At 38.9% G+C, this 20,322-nt stretch carries 19 protein-coding genes; 4 read left to right on the forward strand and 15 right to left on the reverse strand.

Annotation, left to right across the window (positions count from 1 at the left end; all coding sequences use genetic code 11):
* Nucleotides 1-375: 375 nt before the first annotated feature.
* The 3 genes from EXT43_RS03540 to EXT43_RS03550 form a co-directional block, all read right to left on the reverse strand.
* Complete coding sequence (locus tag EXT43_RS03540) at nt 376-1,701, reverse strand: hypothetical protein (RefSeq protein WP_130166336.1); 1,326 nt, start codon at nt 1,699-1,701, stop codon at nt 376-378.
* Between the two features lie 131 nt (nt 1,702-1,832).
* Nucleotides 1,833-2,213, reverse strand: coding sequence for a hypothetical protein (locus tag EXT43_RS03545; protein ID WP_130166337.1), 381 nt, complete (start codon nt 2,211-2,213; stop codon nt 1,833-1,835).
* 221 nt (nt 2,214-2,434) lie between these two features.
* Complete coding sequence (locus EXT43_RS03550) at nt 2,435-4,012, reverse strand: ATP-binding cassette domain-containing protein (protein ID WP_130166338.1); 1,578 nt, start codon at nt 4,010-4,012, stop codon at nt 2,435-2,437.
* Nucleotides 4,013-4,266: 254 nt separating this feature from the next.
* On the opposite strand from EXT43_RS03550, the gene EXT43_RS03555 reads away from it, so the two are divergent.
* Nucleotides 4,267-4,965, forward strand: a complete 699-nt coding sequence (locus EXT43_RS03555; RefSeq protein ID WP_240701468.1) for a metallophosphoesterase — start codon at nt 4,267-4,269, stop codon at nt 4,963-4,965.
* Here the strand turns inward: EXT43_RS03555 and EXT43_RS03560 are convergent.
* The 5 genes from EXT43_RS03560 to EXT43_RS03580 form a co-directional block, all read right to left on the reverse strand.
* Nucleotides 4,957-5,328, reverse strand: a complete 372-nt coding sequence (locus EXT43_RS03560; protein ID WP_130166340.1) for a hypothetical protein — start codon at nt 5,326-5,328, stop codon at nt 4,957-4,959. The genes EXT43_RS03555 and EXT43_RS03560 overlap by 9 nt on opposite strands.
* Nucleotides 5,329-5,523: 195 nt before the next feature.
* Nucleotides 5,524-6,096, reverse strand: a complete 573-nt coding sequence (locus EXT43_RS03565) for a tRNA-(ms[2]io[6]A)-hydroxylase (protein ID WP_130166341.1) — start codon at nt 6,094-6,096, stop codon at nt 5,524-5,526.
* 45 nt (nt 6,097-6,141) lie between these two features.
* Nucleotides 6,142-6,774, reverse strand: a complete 633-nt coding sequence (locus tag EXT43_RS03570) for a sulfotransferase (protein ID WP_130166342.1) — start codon at nt 6,772-6,774, stop codon at nt 6,142-6,144.
* Nucleotides 6,771-7,673, reverse strand: a complete 903-nt coding sequence (locus EXT43_RS03575; protein WP_130166343.1) for a transporter substrate-binding domain-containing protein — start codon at nt 7,671-7,673, stop codon at nt 6,771-6,773. The genes EXT43_RS03570 and EXT43_RS03575 overlap by 4 nt, the downstream gene beginning before the upstream one ends.
* Before the next feature lies 1 nt (nt 7,674).
* Nucleotides 7,675-8,049, reverse strand: a complete 375-nt coding sequence (locus EXT43_RS03580; RefSeq protein WP_054561465.1) for an MAPEG family protein — start codon at nt 8,047-8,049, stop codon at nt 7,675-7,677.
* 119 nt (nt 8,050-8,168) lie between these two features.
* On the opposite strand from EXT43_RS03580, the gene EXT43_RS03585 reads away from it, so the two are divergent.
* Nucleotides 8,169-9,521 (forward strand): DUF2254 domain-containing protein, encoded by a 1,353-nt coding sequence (locus tag EXT43_RS03585; RefSeq protein ID WP_062565359.1) that lies wholly within the window; start codon nt 8,169-8,171, stop codon nt 9,519-9,521.
* 6 nt (nt 9,522-9,527) lie between these two features.
* On the opposite strand, the gene EXT43_RS03590 is transcribed toward EXT43_RS03585, so the two are convergent.
* The 3 genes from EXT43_RS03590 to ggt all read right to left on the reverse strand — a co-directional run bounded on the left by EXT43_RS03590 (nt 9,528) and on the right by ggt (nt 14,007).
* Entirely contained in the window at nt 9,528-10,244 is a 717-nt protein-coding gene (locus EXT43_RS03590) for an SIMPL domain-containing protein (protein ID WP_130166344.1), read from the reverse strand.
* Nucleotides 10,245-10,380: 136 nt separating this feature from the next.
* Entirely contained in the window at nt 10,381-12,075 is a 1,695-nt protein-coding gene (locus EXT43_RS03595) for an NAD-dependent malic enzyme (RefSeq protein WP_130166489.1), read from the reverse strand.
* Nucleotides 12,076-12,249: 174 nt separating this feature from the next.
* Complete coding sequence (gene ggt, locus EXT43_RS03600; RefSeq protein WP_130166345.1) at nt 12,250-14,007, reverse strand: gamma-glutamyltransferase; 1,758 nt, start codon at nt 14,005-14,007, stop codon at nt 12,250-12,252.
* 85 nt (nt 14,008-14,092) lie between these two features.
* Between ggt and rrtA the strand changes: the two genes are divergently transcribed.
* Both rrtA and EXT43_RS03610 read left to right on the forward strand, forming a co-directional pair.
* A complete protein-coding gene (gene rrtA / locus EXT43_RS03605) occupies nt 14,093-14,677 on the forward strand; it encodes a rhombosortase (RefSeq protein WP_054561461.1) in 585 nt (194 codons plus the stop codon).
* 52 nt (nt 14,678-14,729) lie between these two features.
* Entirely contained in the window at nt 14,730-15,323 is a 594-nt protein-coding gene (locus tag EXT43_RS03610) for a hypothetical protein (protein WP_130166346.1), read from the forward strand.
* Between the two features lie 72 nt (nt 15,324-15,395).
* On the opposite strand, the gene EXT43_RS03615 is transcribed toward EXT43_RS03610, so the two are convergent.
* The 4 genes from EXT43_RS03615 to EXT43_RS03630 all read right to left on the reverse strand — a co-directional run bounded on the left by EXT43_RS03615 (nt 15,396) and on the right by EXT43_RS03630 (nt 20,313).
* A complete protein-coding gene (locus EXT43_RS03615) occupies nt 15,396-17,888 on the reverse strand; it encodes a prolyl oligopeptidase family serine peptidase (protein WP_130166347.1) in 2,493 nt (830 codons plus the stop codon).
* Between the two features lie 105 nt (nt 17,889-17,993).
* Nucleotides 17,994-19,157, reverse strand: coding sequence for an endonuclease/exonuclease/phosphatase family protein (locus EXT43_RS03620; RefSeq protein WP_062565353.1), 1,164 nt, complete (start codon nt 19,155-19,157; stop codon nt 17,994-17,996).
* Nucleotides 19,154-20,086: a putative sulfate exporter family transporter gene (locus tag EXT43_RS03625; RefSeq protein WP_062565352.1), complete on the reverse strand. Its 933-nt coding sequence runs from the start codon at nt 20,084-20,086 to the stop codon at nt 19,154-19,156. The genes EXT43_RS03620 and EXT43_RS03625 overlap by 4 nt, the downstream gene beginning before the upstream one ends.
* Entirely contained in the window at nt 20,083-20,313 is a 231-nt protein-coding gene (locus EXT43_RS03630) for a DUF2798 domain-containing protein (protein ID WP_062565351.1), read from the reverse strand. Before EXT43_RS03630 ends, EXT43_RS03625 begins: the two co-directional genes overlap by 4 nt.
* Nucleotides 20,314-20,322 lie beyond the last annotated feature (9 nt).

Here is a 20,322-nt window from a genome sequence, read left to right on the forward strand (position 1 = left end):
AAGTAATATCTGTTTTCACTGCGGTAACGGTGGCGAACGCGCCACCACTTTGCACAATGACAATGAAAAGTAAGCTTATCGATTTGCATTGACTGTCATCCCCTCCCCCCAGTTAACAAAGCAACTAAGCCGATAGAAAAACTAGTTGAAATTATGTATCGCGGCTATATGCCGCTTACTGGCCCGTGGTCAGAATGTAGAATTTCTAGGGAGGATAATCTATTGCTTACACCTCATGATAAATATCTATTTGATCTTCAGGATAAGCTATTAGATATTATAGGTGAATTATCTCACAAAACAGGGAGTTAAAAAGTTTTCAAGTTATAAGAACGATATGGTTATAACTATATCGTTTTTTTATTAGATACGTATTTATCCAATCCAAAGCATAGTTTTTTTATAAAGCTCATTAAAACTCTCCGAGTAATTTAATAATGCTATAACTAATTGTAATGCCGTCATAATAATTACAAGCCAAGAAAGTTTCTTTGTTGATTTAATATTACTAAGTTGAAAAAGGCTATTTGACGTTTTTATTCTTTTATCAACTACACTCTGTAAGTGTAATGTTTCCCCTTTAATTTCGTTGAGGAATTTAAGAAGATTATTTTTCATCCTACTGTGACTTAGTAGCTCTACTTTATTTTTGATAGTTTCATTAATCTCAATTAACTTCACAAGCTTTTCAGAACCTAATAATAAATCATCATAAATTTCATCTATTTTTACATTCTTATGTAAAAGTTCATTTATTTTTGAACGTTTCTTTATAAATTCATCTCTATAAATTTGGCATATTGCTACTATTTCTTGGTAATTTTCAGAATTCTCATCATCCTCCAGCTTTAGAAAACAGTCATCAATATTCTTAGAAATTGCAAACGCTGGTAGTTCATATGTATTTTGAAGTAGTAGATTACCTTTACGTTTTATGTAGTGTTGTTCTTTTAATAAAAAGGTATTTTTTTTAGAAATGTTTTCTTTTTTTTGAATGTTACTTATTGAGTCAAAAAAAAATTCAGTTGTAGTTACTATTTTTCTATTCTTGTTTGAAACCCCTGTAGACTTACAAATTCTAATAAAAGACTGTTTGCATTCATCAATAACATTAAATATATTTTCTCTAATTTTTCTGTGTGCCATTGCTTCATTTGATAAAAAATCTACATAACAACAAAAATCTCTTTTAAATCTTCTGATTTGAAAGTTCTGAACACCTTTCATTTGAGAAACATCAATATTGTTTATAAGACGATTTACTTCATTTTTTAGATAGAATTCAAAGTGAATGAAAACTAGGCCATAGTTTAACTTTGTAGTTGAAATTTTTACTTTATCAAAATATCTACTTTTACTGTTTTTTAAATCTTGTACAACTATTACCTTTGTTTCACAACTTTCTTTTACATATGAGGATTCAAAGTTTAGGTTGTATTTATCTGTAAAGCTTTTGCCTAATGACTTACTAATACATACCAATTCATCATTTTCTATCTGCATTGTTACTGTTATTTTTTTCCATTTAGATTCCCCTTCAAATAAGCTTGCGTGCTTCAAACCATCTACTTCTTGGGATTCATTCCATATTAATTCATCGTATAATTCGTGGAATACATTTGGAAATCTATTGACTGTTTTTATAATTAGCCCAGTAAAAATTTTTTGAATCATCAGTCTTATTTTTTTCTGCTCTGACATTATGTCCTTTAATCATATATCCTAACCTCATAACAAAAAAGGGTTTTTACCCCTTCCTGTCTATATGTGTAATATAAATTATAAGCAAAGCCTTAGTAGTATAACCATAAGAAACTAGTGCTAAAACTCTTTCACCTTCCCCAATTAAAGGCCCTAGCAACACCTAGCCCAATTTCATGCAGCATTACAAACCACGCGCCGTAGAGAGTGGCCCAAGCTGGGATAATGATAAAATCGAGGGTTGAGGTAGATGATGAAACAGCGACTTCTTGGTAATTTGTAAGCCAAGGGTAAAAACCAAAGCAGTAAAGAATAACGATTGGGGCTGCAAACAGTATTAAACGTAGTTTTCGCTGTTTAAAAAATGGCATAAATGAGCTGCCTAGCATCAATAATAACGGTACGAACACGTAGACTACCGAGATGAGATCATTGAGCGTCATGCCTAAACCAATGGTTAGAATCAGCATGAATAAAGCAGTAAAAATGCGGTAAGCGGCTGTAAAATTCATTGTCATTCCTTGTAATACCAATTCGCTTAATTAAGTGGTCTATTTTGAGGCAATAAAACCTCGTTGATAGCAAGGCAAAAATTTCGTTATTTAGTTGTTCTAAATCAGAAATTTTTAACGCAGATAGCGACAGGTTTAATCCCTCAAAATGATTAAGTATTATTGCGGATTGGTATAAAGTACCTACAACACCCTAGCACGCTAATATATAAATGACTATTTTATAATAAAATTTGCTTATTGCAGATGATACTTTCTACAAAGTATTTATCATGACTCACAAGTATAAACCCGCCTTTCAAGCCCTGTAATGACTGAGCCAAGAGCTGTTTTGATTCAAGGTCGAGATGGTTATCGGGCTCATCGAGTAACAAAAATGCGGTGCTTTCAATATTACTGACTATACACATTGCGAGCTTCATTTTCTCGCCACCACTCAAAAGTGCGGCATATTTAAAAACAGCGTCTTTTCTAAAGCCAATACTGGCAAGTAGAGTACGTGCGATGCTTTCATCTAGGTTTTTACAGTAAGTCATAACGTTTTCAAGTAGGGTTAGCTCGTTGTTTATTAATGTAAAATGTTGGTCTAAATAATAGAGTGCTTGATTGCAATGTAACTGCCCTGCTTTTACTGGTATGTCGTATGTCAGAGTTTTAAGTAAGGTTGATTTACCAGTGCCATTAGCACCGGCTAAATGAATTTTATCATCACTGAACACCTGTAAATTAATTGGTTTTTTTGTGCCGTGTGCTAATACAACGCCCTCCAGGCTAAGTATTTTTTGGTGCTTAGCATAATCTGATTGCGCTAAATAAAATTGCTGCGCTTTAGTTTGTTCAAGCTGGCTAGAAAGCTCTTGTTTATTACAGCTCAGCATACCTTCTCGCTTAGCACTATTTTTATTTTGCGATGACAAATTAGCGCTGGCTTTATCTTTTTTAGCATCCATCAACACTTTGGGCTGGCTGCCTGATTTTCTCAGCGCTGCGCCCTGTCCTGCTCGTTTTTGTGCTTTTTGCTTTTGTAGTTGCTCTGCTGCCTTGAGCTTACTTTGCTGTTTAACAACGTGGTTTAACTTATTTTCAAGGGCAGCAACTTGCTGCTGCTTTTGAGTTTGGTACTCAGAAAAACTCATACCATACTGAGTTAAACCAAGGGTTGTTAGCTCCCAAACTTCATGAGCCTGCTCTAATAATTCTTGATCGTGACTTATTAGTAATAATTGCCCTTTAAAGTTGTGTATTTGCTTTATAAGCCAGATTTTACCTTTTGCATCTAGGTGGTTTGATGGCTCATCCAATATTAAAATATCGGGCTTTATGCAGGAAAATAGTGTCCAAAGCTTTAATTGGCTAAGCTGGCCGCCGCTTAAATGTTTGCTTAATGAATAAGGGGTTTTGTTGTTTACGCCAAGCCTTACAAGTTCTGCATTAAAGCGCTCTTCTAAATCCCAATTGCCTTCAAGTAAAGATAAATTTTGCTCTGTAACTTGCCCTTGGTTTATAGCATCGAGAGCATTAAACACAGGCTCTAGCCTTATAGACTCTGCAATTGTTAAGTTTTCAGCCTGATTTACATCGTTCATTTGCCTGTAAAAACCGAGGGTTGAATTACAAACAACCCTGTCATAGCTAGAATGTCTTTGCTTAGCAAGTATTGACGCTAAGATAGATTTACCGCAGCCGTTCCTGCCGACTAACGCGGTGACTTTAGCTGTGAGTGAAAATGAAAGGTCGTTAAATACAACATCGCCATTGTCATGTTGATAACTTAAATTAAAAGCTTGAAGTTGTGGCATAGTGCCTCCTGTATTACAGGGGCATAAGCGTGTGATCACACGAGAAGTAACATATTAAAAGTGATAGTGAGCAACGCCTACTAACCCTGTTGGTCCAAAAAGATAAAAATGAAATTGGATAACAGGTTTAGTTGTTCATGTTGGCGGTAACTCCTAAAAAGTGAGGCTAGATAATAACCACCCAGTGCTAAAATAGCAACGAGTTATGTTAGTCTTGAGCTACACGCTGCTTAAAGGAATGTATTTTGAATTTAGTGAAAAGCCCTCTTGCCTCGCAAAACCCAATTCAAGTTAAGATGCAATTTGAACAAAGCAAACGTGTATTTGTTATTGGCGATTTAGATGCAGATTTAACTAAATTTGAACAGGCGCTTTGCTCTGTTAATTTTAACCCAAGCGAAGATATCTTGTTTTCACTGGGTGATGTGATTGACCGGGGTGAGCACAGCATTGCGTTACTTGCGCGTTTTAAAGAGCTTGGTGTACATATGTGCCTTGGTAACCACGAGCATATGTTGCTTGAGTCTTTACTTGCAAAGGATAAAGGTTACTACCGTTTATGGGTTGAGAACGGCGGCCGCTGGCATCTAGAAGCAAGCGATGAAGAACTTGCATTTGCCTGTAAGCAACTACTCAAATGCCCGCTTTCTTACTATGTTGAATACGGAGCATTAAGAATTGGTTTATCGCATACCACCTGTTCTGATTGGGATTGGCAAAATCCTACAGAAGATATACAACAAGCGATTGGCGCATTGCTTTGGGATAGAAGCTTAACCAAAGCGAAAAAACCTTTAATAAACCCAAGTATCGACTTTTCTGTGCATGGCCATAACACGACCAAAAAGCCCTATTGGCTTGGCAATAGTTACCATCTTGATACCAATTATCTCAGCGGTAAGCCCACCATTGTTGAGCTTAACACGCTGATCAAGCAGTTTTCATCAATGTAAACTTGCCAGTCGTTCGACCGTTTTCTCTTCAAGATATTTTTTGTAGGTTAACCTTGCATGCCACAGTTGCTCATCGGTTTCTTGAATGTAGATGATAGGGCCGGCAATTTTGCTCGCTAAACTCGTAAGTTTACTGTATTCACGCGTATCAATTTTGCCATCGCTGAAGTAGCTTTGCGCGGTATTTAAAAACTGATCGTCTTTATAAATATCACTATGCCAAATAAGAGATCGATACATACTAGCGGTTATTTCGGTTGGCTTTTCGTTGGAACGAAAGATTTTAACTTCGGTGTAAATTGAATTACCGGTAATTACAATCCCTATTAACGACAGCGTCGTAAGAGTCATCATCCATTTCATGCTCTATTCCTCACAGTTAGGTACTAATTTAACTATAGGAGAGAAAGATGAATGTATGCTGTTTATTTAATCAATTAGGATTGGCAAAACTATTTTCTGGAGACTTAATTATTGTTTTTAGTCCCTAATTTACTACTTTGGGATAAAACATTAATTTGTGTATTAGGCTAAAAGGCCCAATACACAAGCATCTCACTAGTGAAGCGCTGCTGTAAACGGAATATTTTTACAGATTTCGGCTTCTGCGATGAGGATCTCTTCAAGGCGTGTATCAACATCTTGCTTATCGAAATACTCGTAGGCAAGCTCGACGAATAAGTTTTTATGTTTTTCTTCTGATTTTGCAATCGCGACATAAAACTCTTTTTCTTTGCCTGCAGGTAAGGCTTCTGCAACAAGTGAAAAGCGCTCGTGTCCGCGTGCTTCAATAACGCCTGCTACTAATAAACGATCCATTAAAAATTCATCACGACCATTTCTAAATACCGCACGAATTTGTTTGATGTAAGGATCTTTTTGGTCATTACCAAGTGATACATCACGTTCCATTAATAGCTTTAAAACTTGCTTAAAGTGAATCATTTCTTCCAGTGCTAAGTCTGTCATGGCTTTAACAAGCTTACGACGGTCTGGGTAATGAGAAAGCATAGACATAGCCATACCAGAGGCTTTTTTCTCTGCTGCAGCATGATCTTGTAAAAAGGTATCGAAGTCAGCTAAGACACCTTCTGTCCATTCAAATGGCGTGTGGTATTTCAATTCAAACATGATAAGGAACAACTAAACTTATAATGGCGGCGATTTTAACGTATTTTACGTGTGATTATAACCAAGAGATTTATCAATTTTACCACTTCGGGTCGATGACACTTTATCGGAGTGTTTTATATCATTCCACGCTGTGACCTTACCGCCTATATTAAGCTGTTTAAAGCTAATTTGCTGCTCGGTATTTAAAAACTGCTGTAGTAACTGCGGGCTGTTTGAGTCTGCTACATCCAGTGTTAATAACTGCTGTTCACGGCCTTTAAAATAATCTGCTACCTGCTGTTGATGGCGGTTATAACACGCGGTTAAGTATTCATCAGATTCTAAATCTGCCAAGCTATACTGACCAAAAACATCGAGATAACAGCGCTTTAAATGGATATTAAAGCCACCGTCTGGGCGCATTAAATTAGTGTGCATACGTGCTAATAACTGCCTAATCGAAGGCAGCCATTTAGTTAAATTGCGCTCAAGGTTGATAAAACGGCTATTTGCAAAATGTTTATCAAGTAAGGCGTATTCGCTAAATACCGGGGTATCGGCAATAACGTCTGCGCTTGTAATTGCTTGTTGGGTATAGGCTGTGTGGGCGGTTTTATATCCGAGTTGTAAAAAGCTGTTACAGATACTGGTTGTGCCGGTTCGTGGTAAACCGATTATAAATATTTTAGAGCTCATGGCACCTGATCAAATGCTAACCACAGCGACTTGTCGTTGACTGGGGTTAACCTTGGTAAATCATAATTGCGCAATTCTATAACAATTTTGTCGTGTAGGTGGGCGTTTTTAATAATTTCGCCGTTGTATTTATAAAAAAGCTCATCAAACTCACCGCTCTCACGCATTATTTTTAAGCCCTGATTCACTGCTTTGGCTATTTCTGGTTCGTTCTTATTAAAGAAAAAATAAATTGGGCTTTTATATTTAAGCATTATCTGAGGTAGTACCGCCAACGGCATTTGGTTTTTGAATACTGCATATTCGTCATTGATTTCGAGGATAGATCGAGGAAATAAATCGCCACGCCCTCTTTCAAGCATGACAAATAAAAACTCTAAATCTAACGAGGTAGAAACTACTAAGCCATTATCGCGCAATATTTTGGTATCTGGCCAATCCTGACCTTGTAAAAAATAGATACTTTTTAAATCATCTAAGGTTTTTAGCTGACTTAAGTGCGCTAGATTTTGCTCGTTAATGAACATAACTCGCCAACCAAACAAGCCTTTGAAAAGCGGCACGCGTATTGGTAATAAACGCTCTTCTCGCTCTTTATTGGTCATGGTCCAAGAAACATCAATGGTGCCTTTTTCGATTTCTTTTAAAACACGATTTTGCCCTAACACTTCTGCCGCAGGGGTAAGTGTATATCTATAACCACTTCTTTTTAATGCTGTTTTAAGTAAAAGCAACGGGTAATAATTATCCTCAATGAGGCTTGGCATGGTTTTAGGATAAATAATATTGAGTGTTGCTGGAGGGATAGTTATTTCTTTTTTGCCATTGATTGTTTTTACTTCAGCTACGCCTGAAATTGAAAATAACAAAAGTAGTAAAGTAAAAACAACCTTCTGCATATTAGAATACCTGTGTAACTAATAACATCACGGCACTGATCAACATAGTTAAGAAAGTTAGCATCATCCCTAATACACGTAATTTCATCAGATTATCAGCGAGTGCATAACTATGACAAAAACGGCCAGCCAAGAGCATTGCCCCTAAAATATAGCAATAATGGCTTGGAAGACCTTGGTACTCTAATAAAAATAGCATAATCAATGAAAATGGCACATATTCAATAAAATTAGCGTGAGCGCGTATTGCTGCTTGTAGGCTAGCATCGCCACCATCGCCAAGTGAAATGCGCTTTGCTTTACGCAGTTTAATTACACGAAAGCTAAGTTGAATGTATAAAATGGCCAAAATGGCAGCAAACGTTGAAACAATCACAGTTTTTCCAATTTTTATTTAAAGTTAGACGCTTAGCACTGTTTATTGCTAGGCTGTTAAGTAAGTAGTTAGGTTAGCTCAGTATGATATTTAATGTCTAACAGTTCTTAAGGAAGTGCATGTTTACGCCAAGAAAAATCGCCGATAACTACCGCGAGATGATCAGTAGTATCGGTTTTTACCCTTCATTGCTCTCTGTGGTGTTTTTATTATTTGGTTTAATAACCACAGCGGTCGAGTATTCGTCATTATCTATGGAATTTAAAAAGCTCATTGGTGTGTTACTGGTAGATAGCGAAGAGAACGCCCGAACCATTCTAAGTACCCTTGCAGGCAGTATTATCTCGCTAACGGTTTTTAGCTTTTCTATGGTTATGGTGGTGCTTAATAGTGCCAGTGCCAGCCTCTCACCTCGTGTGTTACCGGGGCTTATTACCCGTAAGTCACACCAATTAGTGTTAGGGTTTTATCTTGGCAGTATTATCTACACCATATTAATGTTGATAAACATACGCACCATTGGCGATGGCGATATGGGGATCCCATCACTCGGTATCTTCTTTTCTTTGGTGTTTGGTTTAATTTCGTTGGGCTTTTTTGTGTTTTTTATTCACTCAATTTCAAAAGCAATTCAGGTCGATAATGTACTAAACGACTTGTTTAAAAATACCAAAGGTGAGCTTAAATGCATAATTGGCATGCAACAAGAAAATCCTGTTGAACATTTTCCTGAGTTTGATGACTGGCATAGTGTTAAAAGTAAAACAGAAGGCTACTTTAAAGGCGCTCATACCGATAAATTGTGCGCACTATGCCAACAGCACGGTATTAAAATTTATATTTCAGTTAAGCAAGGCTTCTTTACAGTTAAAGGTTATCCGTTTTTAAAATGTGATACCGACCTATCTGACAAACCTGAACTGGTAGAGCAATTACTAGACTGCTTTATCTTTTATATCGAAGAGTATATTAGCGATCATTACCGCTACGGTATGACGCAAATTTCAGAAATCGCTGTTAAAGCTATGAGCCCGGGTATTAACGATCCCGGTACTGCGGTAAAAGCCATTGATATGTTGAGTATATTGCTCATATTGCGTTTAGACATTTACGATGTGAACTACTCGCTTAAACGATGCCAGAACAATCAACCGCACTTGTTTATACACGAAACATCATTTGATGAGCTGCTGCATGATAACTTTACTCCAATTCGTAACTATGCAAAAAATGACGCCTATGTAATGGTTAACGTGCTTGAGGCATTTAAAAACATATTGTTTAGAGCATCTGATAACGAGAAAGCAACAGATAGCCTGTTTGTTTACTTAGGGGCGATTATTGAAGATATAGATACGCATATTAGTAATGAGTACGACCGTGAACAGATTACTAATATGCTAAAAGCGATTGCTCGTATTTCAGAGCAGCAAGGTGAAAAATTGCTGGCAAGGTTTGCCAGCAATCAATAACTGAATTTAGTTTTCGATTAGATATACCGCATAGCTGCTTGCGCTAATTGTAAGCTCACCACCGTTGTATGCATCAGGTACATAGTTATCTGGTGCAGCTTCTGCCATAACCATTTTGCTGGCACGCATATAAGGTTGGCTACCTGTATCGAGAGGGCTACTTGATGCAGTATACAGGCCTTTAAGTTCAACCCCATAGTCACTGGCAAATTCTTTTGCAGCAGCACGAGCATCTTTAATAGCAAGCTTTTGCGCTTTCTTTTGTAGCTCTTCGTACTTGCTTGATACAAACTGAGTTTGATTGATCTCATTAATACCCGAGTTCACTAGTTGCTGAAGCATAATCGGGTATTTTTTAATATCAGTTAAGGTAACAGACAAACTACGCGTTACTCTGTAGCCTACAAAGTTTTGCTTACCTGTTTCGCGGTTATATTCTGTTTGGCGATGAATTGAGATATTAGAGGCATAAATGCCCTTTTCTTCTACACCTTGGCTTTTAGCAAGGTTAATTGCTTTCGCCATGGTTGCATCGGCTTTGTTTTTAGCGGCAATTAAATCTTTATCTACTTCAACAATACCTACTGTCAGTTTAACGTTATCTGGGATTGCTTTAACCGTTGCGTTACCTTGAATATAAATATGAGGCGCATCAGGTGTTGATTCTGCTAACGCATTAAAACTTAGCGCGGCGGCCATAGCGGTAAAAACTAACTTACGCATAATACTGTTCCTTAATTAAAAACTCCGTTCATTATCACCTTAAAGGGTTAATTGAATATGAACAAGACTCTATTATTAAGATATAAAAAAACAGGCTTTAAAAGCCTGTTTTTTCAATTACTCAGCGTGTTATAGCTTAGATACTACGACGCTTGTAGTTACGGTACTCTGGAAGCCAGTAGTTTTTCTCTATTGCTGCCCATAGCGCTTCATCGCTCAGCTCTAGTGCAACACCTTCTTCCATCGCTTTTTTCGCTACTGCAAAAGCAATACGTTTACTTAACGATTGGATTTCAGTGAGTGCTGGTAATAAGCTGCCTTTACCAGTGTTTGCACGTGGTGAAGACTCAGCCAGTGTTTCACTTGATACAATCAGCATTGTATCTGTAATACGTGTAGCTTTAGCAGCAATTACGCCTAAACCAATACCCGGGAAAATGTAGCTGTTGTTACATTGTGGGATTGGGAACGTTTGGCCGTTATACTCAACCGGATCAAATGGGCTACCAGAGGCAACAATTGCTTGACCGTCTGTCCATTCGATAACATCTGATGGAAGTGCTTCAACTTGCTTAGACGGATTACTTAACGGGAAGATAATCGGTTGTGGGCAAGATGCGTGCATTGCACGAATAACTTGTTCTGTGAATAAACCAGGTTGGCCAGATACACCAATTAGGATGTCTGGTTGTGCACAGTGCATCACATCTAATAACGATGCGTACTCACCGCTGTATGTCCACTCGCTTAAACCATCTTTAGATTGGCAAAGTGCTTGTTGGAAGTCACGTAAGCCTTCCATACCTTCAGTAAGCAGACCAAAACGATCAACCATGAAAATTTGAGAACGCGCTTGCTCATCGCTAATGCCTTCAGCAACCATAGTACTGATAATTTGCTCAGCAATACCGCAGCCCGCAGAACCTGCACCAACAAACACAACTTTTTGCTCAGAAAGCTTCGCGCCTTTAACACGACATGCAGCAAGTAAAGAACCTACAGTTACCGCAGCAGTGCCTTGAATGTCATCGTTAAAGCTACAGATTTCATCGCGGTAACGTTTTAGTAATGGCATTGCATTTGGTTGTGCAAAGTCTTCGAACTGAAGTAACACATTTGGCCAACGACGTTTAACTGCTTTGATGAATAGATCTAAGAATTCGTCATACTCTTCTTGCGAAATACGTTTATGACGTGCACCCATGTACATAGGGTCGTTAAGTAGTTTTTCGTTGTTCGTACCAACATCAATCATCACTGGTAGCGTATAAGCTGGGCTAATACCACCACATGCTGTGTAAAGTGATAATTTACCAATTGGAATACCCATACCACCAATACCTTGGTCACCTAGACCAAGAATACGCTCACCGTCAGTCACAACGATAACTTTTACTTTGCCTTTAGTAGCGTTACGTAAAATATCATCAATTTGGAAACGATCTTCATAAGAGATAAATAGACCACGGGCACTGCGGTAGATGTCTGAGAATTTTTCACAGGCATCACCTACCGTTGGTGTGTAGATAATTGGCATCATTTCTTCAAGATGATCACGCACTAAACGGTAGTAAAGTGTTTCGTTGTTATCCTGAATAGCACGTAGGTAAATGTGCTTATTTAAATTATCGCTAAAGCTTGAATACTGTTGGTAACAACGCTCAACTTGTTCTTCGATCGTTTCATAACGCGGTGGCAGTAAACCGGCTAAGTTGAAATTTTCCCTTTCTTTTTGTGAAAAAGCACTGCCTTTATTTAATAGTGGCGTTTCGATCAGACCTGGGCCTGAATAAGGAATATAAAGATAATTTGGATCGGTATTTGTAGTCATATTTCCAAGCTTTGATGCGTCATAATTATGACCTGACATTATTACTCTTGAAGGCGAAATTGCAATGACAATTCACCTTGTCAGACCATTGAAGAAAATGAATTTTATGCTCTAAATAGCATAGCAGATAGTATACATGAAAACTCAGCAGCTTTAAGGCTGCTGAGCTTGTTTTTAGTGGCTTTTATCACTTAAAGCGATGCCTTCGCGGCGCGGATCGGCTGCGCCATAAAGTTTACCGTCTTTAACTTCAACAGCATGTAAACCAGAGTTTAAATCTAGGATACGAACTGTGTGTCCACGGTTAACAAATTCTGCTTCGGCGTTGGCAAGCTCAGTGCCCTTTTCTAGGCTAGTGTAATTATTGCGATTAGTAATGCGCGGTAAGTTAATAGCTGTTTGCGCATCTAGGTTCCAATCAAGCACACCCACAACCACTTGAGCTACATAATCAATGATACGGCTACCACCTGGTGAACCAACCACTAAACGTAAGCTGCCGTCTTTGTTAAACACCATGACTGGTGACATTGAACTACGCGGGCGTTTACCCGCTTCAACGCGATTAGCTAATGGCTTACCATTTTTGGTAGGCGATAAAGCAAAGTCAGTAAGCTGATTGTTTAAAATATACCCGTTCACCATTACTGTTGAACCAAACGCCATTTCGATAGAGCTGGTCATCGATACTGCATTACCTTGACTATCAACGATCGATACATGGGTGGTTGATGGTAACTCGTAAGCATCATCTTGCGCGTACGCAAGTGAATTAGGCGGTGTGCCTGCTTCTGCGTGAGCATCTTTTTCAGAAATAAGCTTTGCACGACCTGCAAGGTAGTTTTTATCGAGTAATCCTTGTGTTGGGATTGGCATAAAGTCAGGGTCACCCATATACACGTTGCGATCAGCAAACGCTAAACGCGATGCTTGGGTAAAGTAATGCAATGCTTGAACAGAGTTTGGTTTAAGTTTAGCCATGTCTTTATGTTCAAGTAAGGCTAAAATCTGTAATACAGCTACACCACCACTACTAGGTGGTGCCATTGAGCACACTTCGTATTGGCGATAATCAACACACACAGGTGCACGCTCTTTACTTTTGTAATTAGCTAAGTCTTCAACCGTTAAAGTACCCGGTGCAACTGCTGAGTTTTGCACTGCGTGCACAAGTTTTTTGGCGTTTTCACCTTTATAGAAAGCATCAATGCCTTGTTTCGCTATATCTTTATAAAGCGCGGCAAGTTCAGGGTTCTTTTTAACCGTACCTACAGCAAGCGGTTTACCATTTGGGAAAAAGTAGTCACGAATAACAGGTAGCTTAGTAACCCCTGGATTTAACTCTTTAGCCAATAATTGATGTAAACGCGGCGACACAATAAAGCCTTTATCAGCCAATTCAATGGCAGGACCAAACAAGGTTTGCCACTCTAACTTGCCGTAACGTTTATGGGCGGTGGCAAATGCGTCTAAAATACCTGGAACACCAACAGAACGACCACCTACAACGGCTTCAATCCATTTTACGGCTTTACCGTGCTTATCTAAAAATAGTGTTTCATCAGCATTGCTTGGAGCCGTTTCGCGGCCATCAAAACTGGTTAGGCTTTTGGTTTTGCTGTCGAAGTACATCATAAACGTACCACCACCGATGCCCGACGATTGCGGTTCTACCAGTGTCAGTACTAATTGCGTTGCAATGGCTGCATCAACTGCTGAGCCGCCTAGCTCAAGCATTTTTTGCCCTGCTTTTACTGCATAAGGGTTTGCTGCTGCGACCATGTACTTATCGCCTTCAACAACCTGTTTATGAGCAAAGCCTGTAGCAGCTTCAGGTTCGCGAGTTTCAATTTTTGCAGGGGTTGCAAAAATAGCCGTTGAATAAATTAAAGAGGTGGACAGAGCTAACAGCGCTTTGGTTTTGAATAACATAAATAAACTTAATCCCGTAGTGTATTTGGCATCTTAAAATTAAACGTGCACAATAGGCGACAATCTCAGATACAACAAAAATAACATGATAAACCTGCCCCTGAAACTAGAATATATTCTGCCGCCATTGTGTTTAGTAATACTAAGTTCCTTATTTGCTACTTTTAACTTAAATGAATATCTCGAATTTAACCGTGAGTTAGTTGCAAATGGTGAATTTTGGCGCATTTTCACTAGTCAATTCGTGCACGCAAATTGGCCTCATTTAGGCTTAAATTGTGCCGGAATTTTATTAATTTGGGCTCTGCACGCTGAGCATACAAGCCCTGCTCGCTATGCGTTTAATATTGCCATTCTTGCACTGTGGTGTGGCCTAGGTGTGTGGCTATTTTGCCCAGATATCCAAATTTACACCGGATTAAGTGCTCTACTGCACGGAGTGATCATTTGGGGAGCAGTTAAAGATGTACAAGCAGGCATGTTTTCAGGCTGGTTATTGTTTGCTGGTACTTGGGCTAAAGTGATTTGGGAGCAAATAGCAGGCCCGAGTGAATCGGTGAGTCAGTTAATCGCCTCTAATGTTGCCATTGATGCCCACTTTATCGGCGCAATTGGCGGCACTCTACTCGCTTTGCCTGTCTTTATAAAAATAATAAAAAAGCGCGGGTAACCTTACTCGCGCTTTACAACTGCTCTTTGTTAACTAGAAAAAGGAATTTTAAATGAATGAAAATAAAGGACATATTTACCTTCGCATTATCTTATTTTGCCTTTACGGGCCTCTATTGGCTGGGCTATTTGGCCAATTGGTAAACTTAAAATTTGTTTCACCAACGTTTATGGCAAGCCTTGATAATATTTATTACACCATAGTATTTTGTTCACTTTGTATTGGGTTTTGTCTGTTGTTAGCAAAATACAGTATCGTTAAAGAATCGTTTAAGAATAAAATTATTGCTCATTTAACCCTTATTCTTAGTATTTTGTATTCATGCTTAATGTTCTTTGGTATTGGTTTACTTATATTATTCAACATCATGTTTAACTCAAATACTGATTACGTTCACCAAGAACAGGCATTTGAATATCGCACCTTTTATGTCTACACATCAGACCCTGGAGCTTTTGGAACTGCTCACCATTATGTGTATTTAAAGTGCCCTGCTTCGTTTAATCGCTATGAATTGGAGTTAATAGCTAATCTATCATGGATGAAAGACTATAAAATGAGTTTAGAGGGTGATAATTTAATTTTTGAAAACGACTCAGAGCAAGGTAAGACTGTACTCGATGTGAGTGAATTTTACTGCAAATAACCCCTTTTGGATAATTCTATTACAAACAAAAACAGCCACTTAAAGTGGCTGTTTTTAATTAACGCTATTGAATTAAAGCGTTTCTTTAAATAGCTTATGAATACGGCGGTATTCATCTAACCAGCTTGATGGTTGTACAAAACCATGCGGTTCAACTGGGAAGATAGCTGTTTCAAAGTTTTCTTTTTCTAGCTCAATTAAGCGCTGTACTAAGCGTACTGAGTCTTGGAAGAATACATTGTCATCAACCATAGGCGCGTTAATTAATAAATGGCTCTTCAGACCTTCAGCAAAGTAAATTGGTGAGCTCTTTTCATAAGCAATCGGGTCAACATCTGGGTGGTTTAAGATGTTAGACGTATAAGGACCATTGTAGTGAGCCCAATCAGTTACCGGACGAAGTGCAGCACCTGCTTTAAATAAATCAGGTTGTGTGAATAGCGCCATAAACGTCATGAAACCACCGTAAGAACCACCATAAGTGCCTACAGCTTGTGTATCTACGTTTGCGTTGTCTGCCATCCAGCTTACGCCGTCTGCTAAATCTTGGATCTCAGGTGTACCCATTTGACGATAAATAGCTGTACGCCAATCACGGCCGTAACCTTTCGATGCACGGTAGTCCATGTCCATTACTACGTAGCCTTCTGAAGCCAATAGTGAGTGGAACATAAACTCACGGAAGTAACCAGACCAACCCATGTGTGAGTTTTGTAGGTAACCAGCACCGTGGTTAAAGATAACCGCTTTACGGTTTTTACCTGTTTCGCCTTCTTTATAATCAGCTGGGTAATATACTTTTGCATAAATTGGCTGATCAGTGTGGCTTGAAGGCACAGCAACAATCTTAGGTGCAATTAGTTTCTTCGCTAAAAACTCATCAGAAACCGTGTGCGTTAACTGCGTCGCTTGAGTATTTGCTTTTGCATCAGCAACATAAAGCTCAGGCGGCGACATAATTTTTGAATGAGTTAGCAATAGTTTGCTTTCATCTGGGCTTAACTGGTAATCAGTCATACCATCAAGGTTTGTTACTTGCTCAGATTCACCGGTTGCAGGGTTTACACGATAGATTTCGTAAAGACCTGGGTGCTCAACGTTGGCTTTGTAGTAAATCGCTGAGTTATCAGCTGTTAACGTTAAGTTAGAAACAACAAATTGGCCTTTAGTTAGCTGCGTTGCTTTACCATTAAGTGGCTTTTTATAAATGTGGCTGTAACCAGACTCTTCAGATAAGTAGTAAAGCGTGTCTGAGTTGTTCAACCAACCAAAATCGTTGTATGCATAGTTAACCCATGCATCGTCGTGTAAGCGGTGCTGCGAAACAAGTTTGTTGTTTTGTGTATCAACAGTGGCTAACCAACGGTCTTTGTTGTCCCATGCTTCAAGCATAAGTGCCACTTTTGAACCATCTGTGTTCCATTGGATTGCACTTTGGTCCCAGCCCCAATCCATCATTAAGTTGATGGCACGTGGTGCTTTTTCAGACTTATAAGTTTTGCCATCACGAGCGTAGTTTTCTTTCTTAACTGCTGCAAGTACGTCTTCATCAAAACCTGGTAAGGTATCGAATGCAAGGGTTGTTTGCTCGCCTGACTTAAGGTCAATGTAAACAACGTCTGAGCTGATTGGCTTTTCATCAGCAACACGACGGCGTACTTTTTCAGCTTTTACGCGTGCATCATCGGCAATGTAATTAGGCATTATATCGCCTTCATCACGCCATGAACGGCTTTCTGTGGTTACTGCAACAAGGGCTTGGCCATTTGGTGAAAGCTGTACATCGGCTAAACGCTTACCTTTACCTAAATAAAATTGTGCGTTAGCAATGCTGTCGTTTTGCTCGTTAATTTGTGCTTTACGCTCTTCACGATCTTTTTTGTTTTTGTGCGTCAGCGCAATGTAATCAATTAGTTTGTGCTGCTCTTTTGCAATGTAAGTGTCTGGCTCTTGTACACCTTTAGGTGCATCGTCTAGGTGTAAGTTAACTAATTCAACTTGACGACCCGTTGCTAAATCAACTTTATAAAATGCATTACCTTGGCGATATGCAAGGCTACCATCATTTAAAAACTGTGGTTTTGATTGCTGTGCGCTGTCGTGAGTGATTTGTGTAATTTGCCCAGTGCTTAGGTTTTTAACGAAGATATTACCTTCAAATGCATAAGCCTGTTGTTTCTTATCTGCAGAATAAACGGCATTTTTAGCGCCTACAGTGTGTAGTTTGTTTAACGCTAATTGTGATGCAGATTGGCTATTTACCGCTTGAACGTATAAATCGCGTAACTCATTGCCTTGTTGCTTTTGTGCATAAACAATGCTGTTAGAATCACCATTCCAGAAAGCACGCTCAGGCTGACGGCCTAACCAATCAGGGTGAGCCATTGCTTGCTCTAACGTGATTTCTGCTGAACCTGTATCAGCAGGAGTAGCAACAACGGGTGCTACATTGGTAACTTGTTCTTCAGAAGGCGTTGAGGCGGTTGATTGACAACCTGCTAGCATGAAGCTAGATGCGACTGCGAGAGCCACTAACGTTTTATTAGCAGTGGTTTTGAATTTCATAGTGCTTCTTACGGGTTATTATAATTCGCCCTATTTAAGCAGAAGCACTGATGAAATAGCAATTTTTATAGGATAAACAGCCAAAGATTTCCGTTTAATAACAGCTTATTTTAAGCTGATATCAAGCCATACCATACGATGATCAGACGATGCGTTACGATCTTTAATTAAACGGAACAGTTCAGAGTTTTTCTGTGGCCAGAAAACTCCACCATCGTTTATCTCAATACCATAATTTGATGGTAAAACGTAATCAGCACGGGCTTGCCAATAAGCGGTATAGTTTTTAGCGTAATCTTCTTTATACGATTCTTTAGCGCCTTTGCTTGTTGGCGTAAAAGAGGTATTTACTAATGGATTTTTTAAAATTTGGTCAGTGGTATTCGGGCGTGCCTTGCCCCCTTCTGGCGCAGCATTTAAGTCACCAACAATAACAAAGCGGCTTTTCGCTTTTAAGCCACCTTTTTGACCTTTATCATCGTAAATATAGTTTGCATTGTTAATGTAATCTGCAACTAGGCGAACTTCATCGTGGTTACGCTTACCGTTGCGGTCTTCGTCACCATCAAAAACAGGCGGCGTTGGGTGTGAAGCAAGCAAATGAAACGTTTTGCCTTTTACATCAATTGGTAAATCCCAAAATGATTTAGAGCTTAGGTGAATTGCTTGCCATTCTTCAGCTGAATACCAGTCTTTACCTGTTTTAGGGTCGATAGGCATTTGTGCATTTGGCATATCTTTATATTTGAATGTTTGTAATGTACGCGCTTTATCTAAATCGATTGGATAGCGCGACAATACTGCCATTGCATAATGCCCCTCAAAGAAGCCAAAGCCGTGTGCGTCACCTTTGTAATGCCCCTTTACACCATCGTTGTCTAGGTCAAACTCAGTAGGTAAACCAGTGTTAACAGGTGCAATAAAGTAATACGGGTAATCGATGGCAACTTGCTTATTTTGCGATACTTGCAGGTAGTTTTTACGAAATACGTTAATGCCTTTGTCTGCATCAATATAATCAAACTCATTTAGTAAAATTACATCAGGTCTTACTCGCTGAATAATTTCGGCAATGTTACGAATTTGCTGGTGGTTGCTCGCTAATGCTTTACTTAAAGCATCTTTATCTATTGATTCGCCTTTTTTAGCATAGTTAGTTGCATCCATACTCACATTAAAGGTGGCAACACGTAAATCAGCAGCCGATACATTATTAGCAAGTAAGCCTACAGCCAGTGCTATTGAAGAAGTTAATAAAGCGTTTTTCATGAAATAAATCCGTCTACTATAAGTAGTAAAATAATACTGCTGACAATGATCCATAAGATCATCGCCATGATAAAAGGTTTAATGCCCGCTTGTTTTAAGACTGAAATAGATAAACCACTACCAATCAAAAATAAGGTCATTACTAACAGTTGTTTAGCACCAACATTGAGTGCATGCCATAGTGTTTGATGCTCAGGAAAGCTCGAATTAATCAGTGCAGCTGCTAAAAAACCAAATATAAACAATGGGATACTGGCTTTTTCATCCGATTTCCAAAACACACCCGCGATGCTTGTATAAGGGATTATCCACATCGCTCTGGTTAGTTTAATGGTTGTGGCAATAGCAAGCGCTGATGCGCCATACGCAGCGGAAGCCCCCACTACACTACTGGTGTCGTGAATAGCAAGTGCTGCCCAAACACCGAATTGTTGCTCAGTCAGGCCAAAGTAATGACCAATCATTGGGAATAACACTAAGCCAAGGGCGTTTAATAAAAACACCACAGCGAGTGATATAGCTACTTCGTGATCTTTGGCCTTTATAACCGGCGCCATTGCTGCAATGGCGCTACCACCACAAATGGCTGTACCAAATGAAATAAGTACACCGGTGTTTTTATTTAACTTAAATAACTGAGATAAAATTTCACCAAGGCCAATAATAGCGGTAATACTGACAATAGTAAGCACAATAGAGCTACGCCCTACTTCTATAACTTGATTAAAATCAACAGCAAAGCCTAAGCCAATCACCGCCAACTTTAGCATCCATTTACTTATTTTTTGTGACTGCACTGCAAATGGGTTGCCTAATATCATGGCAAATAAAGCACCGACTACAAGTGCCGTAGCAGAGCCAACAAATGGTAATGCTGATATTAAAAATAGTGCAATAAATAGAAACTGCTTTGGGCGTTCGGCTATCACAACGGTGCTCTGATAAGTTTATTGGTTAGCTTATGCACCACAGGTGCAACAAAAATAACGGTAGGAAATGCCACACAAAATGCAAAAGCCCATGCTTGAAGCCAAATGGTTGCAATGTTATCGATTAAACCAACGTTAAAAATGCTGATCACTAAAGACATAAATCCAGACATAAACAGCGCCATAAAGAACGCAAATACGACTGTTCTAAATCGAGGATGTAACATAACGAACTA

The organism is Pseudoalteromonas sp. CO109Y (genome assembly GCF_004208935.1).
In the GTDB taxonomy this organism is placed as follows: Bacteria; Pseudomonadota; Gammaproteobacteria; order Enterobacterales; family Alteromonadaceae; genus Pseudoalteromonas; species Pseudoalteromonas shioyasakiensis.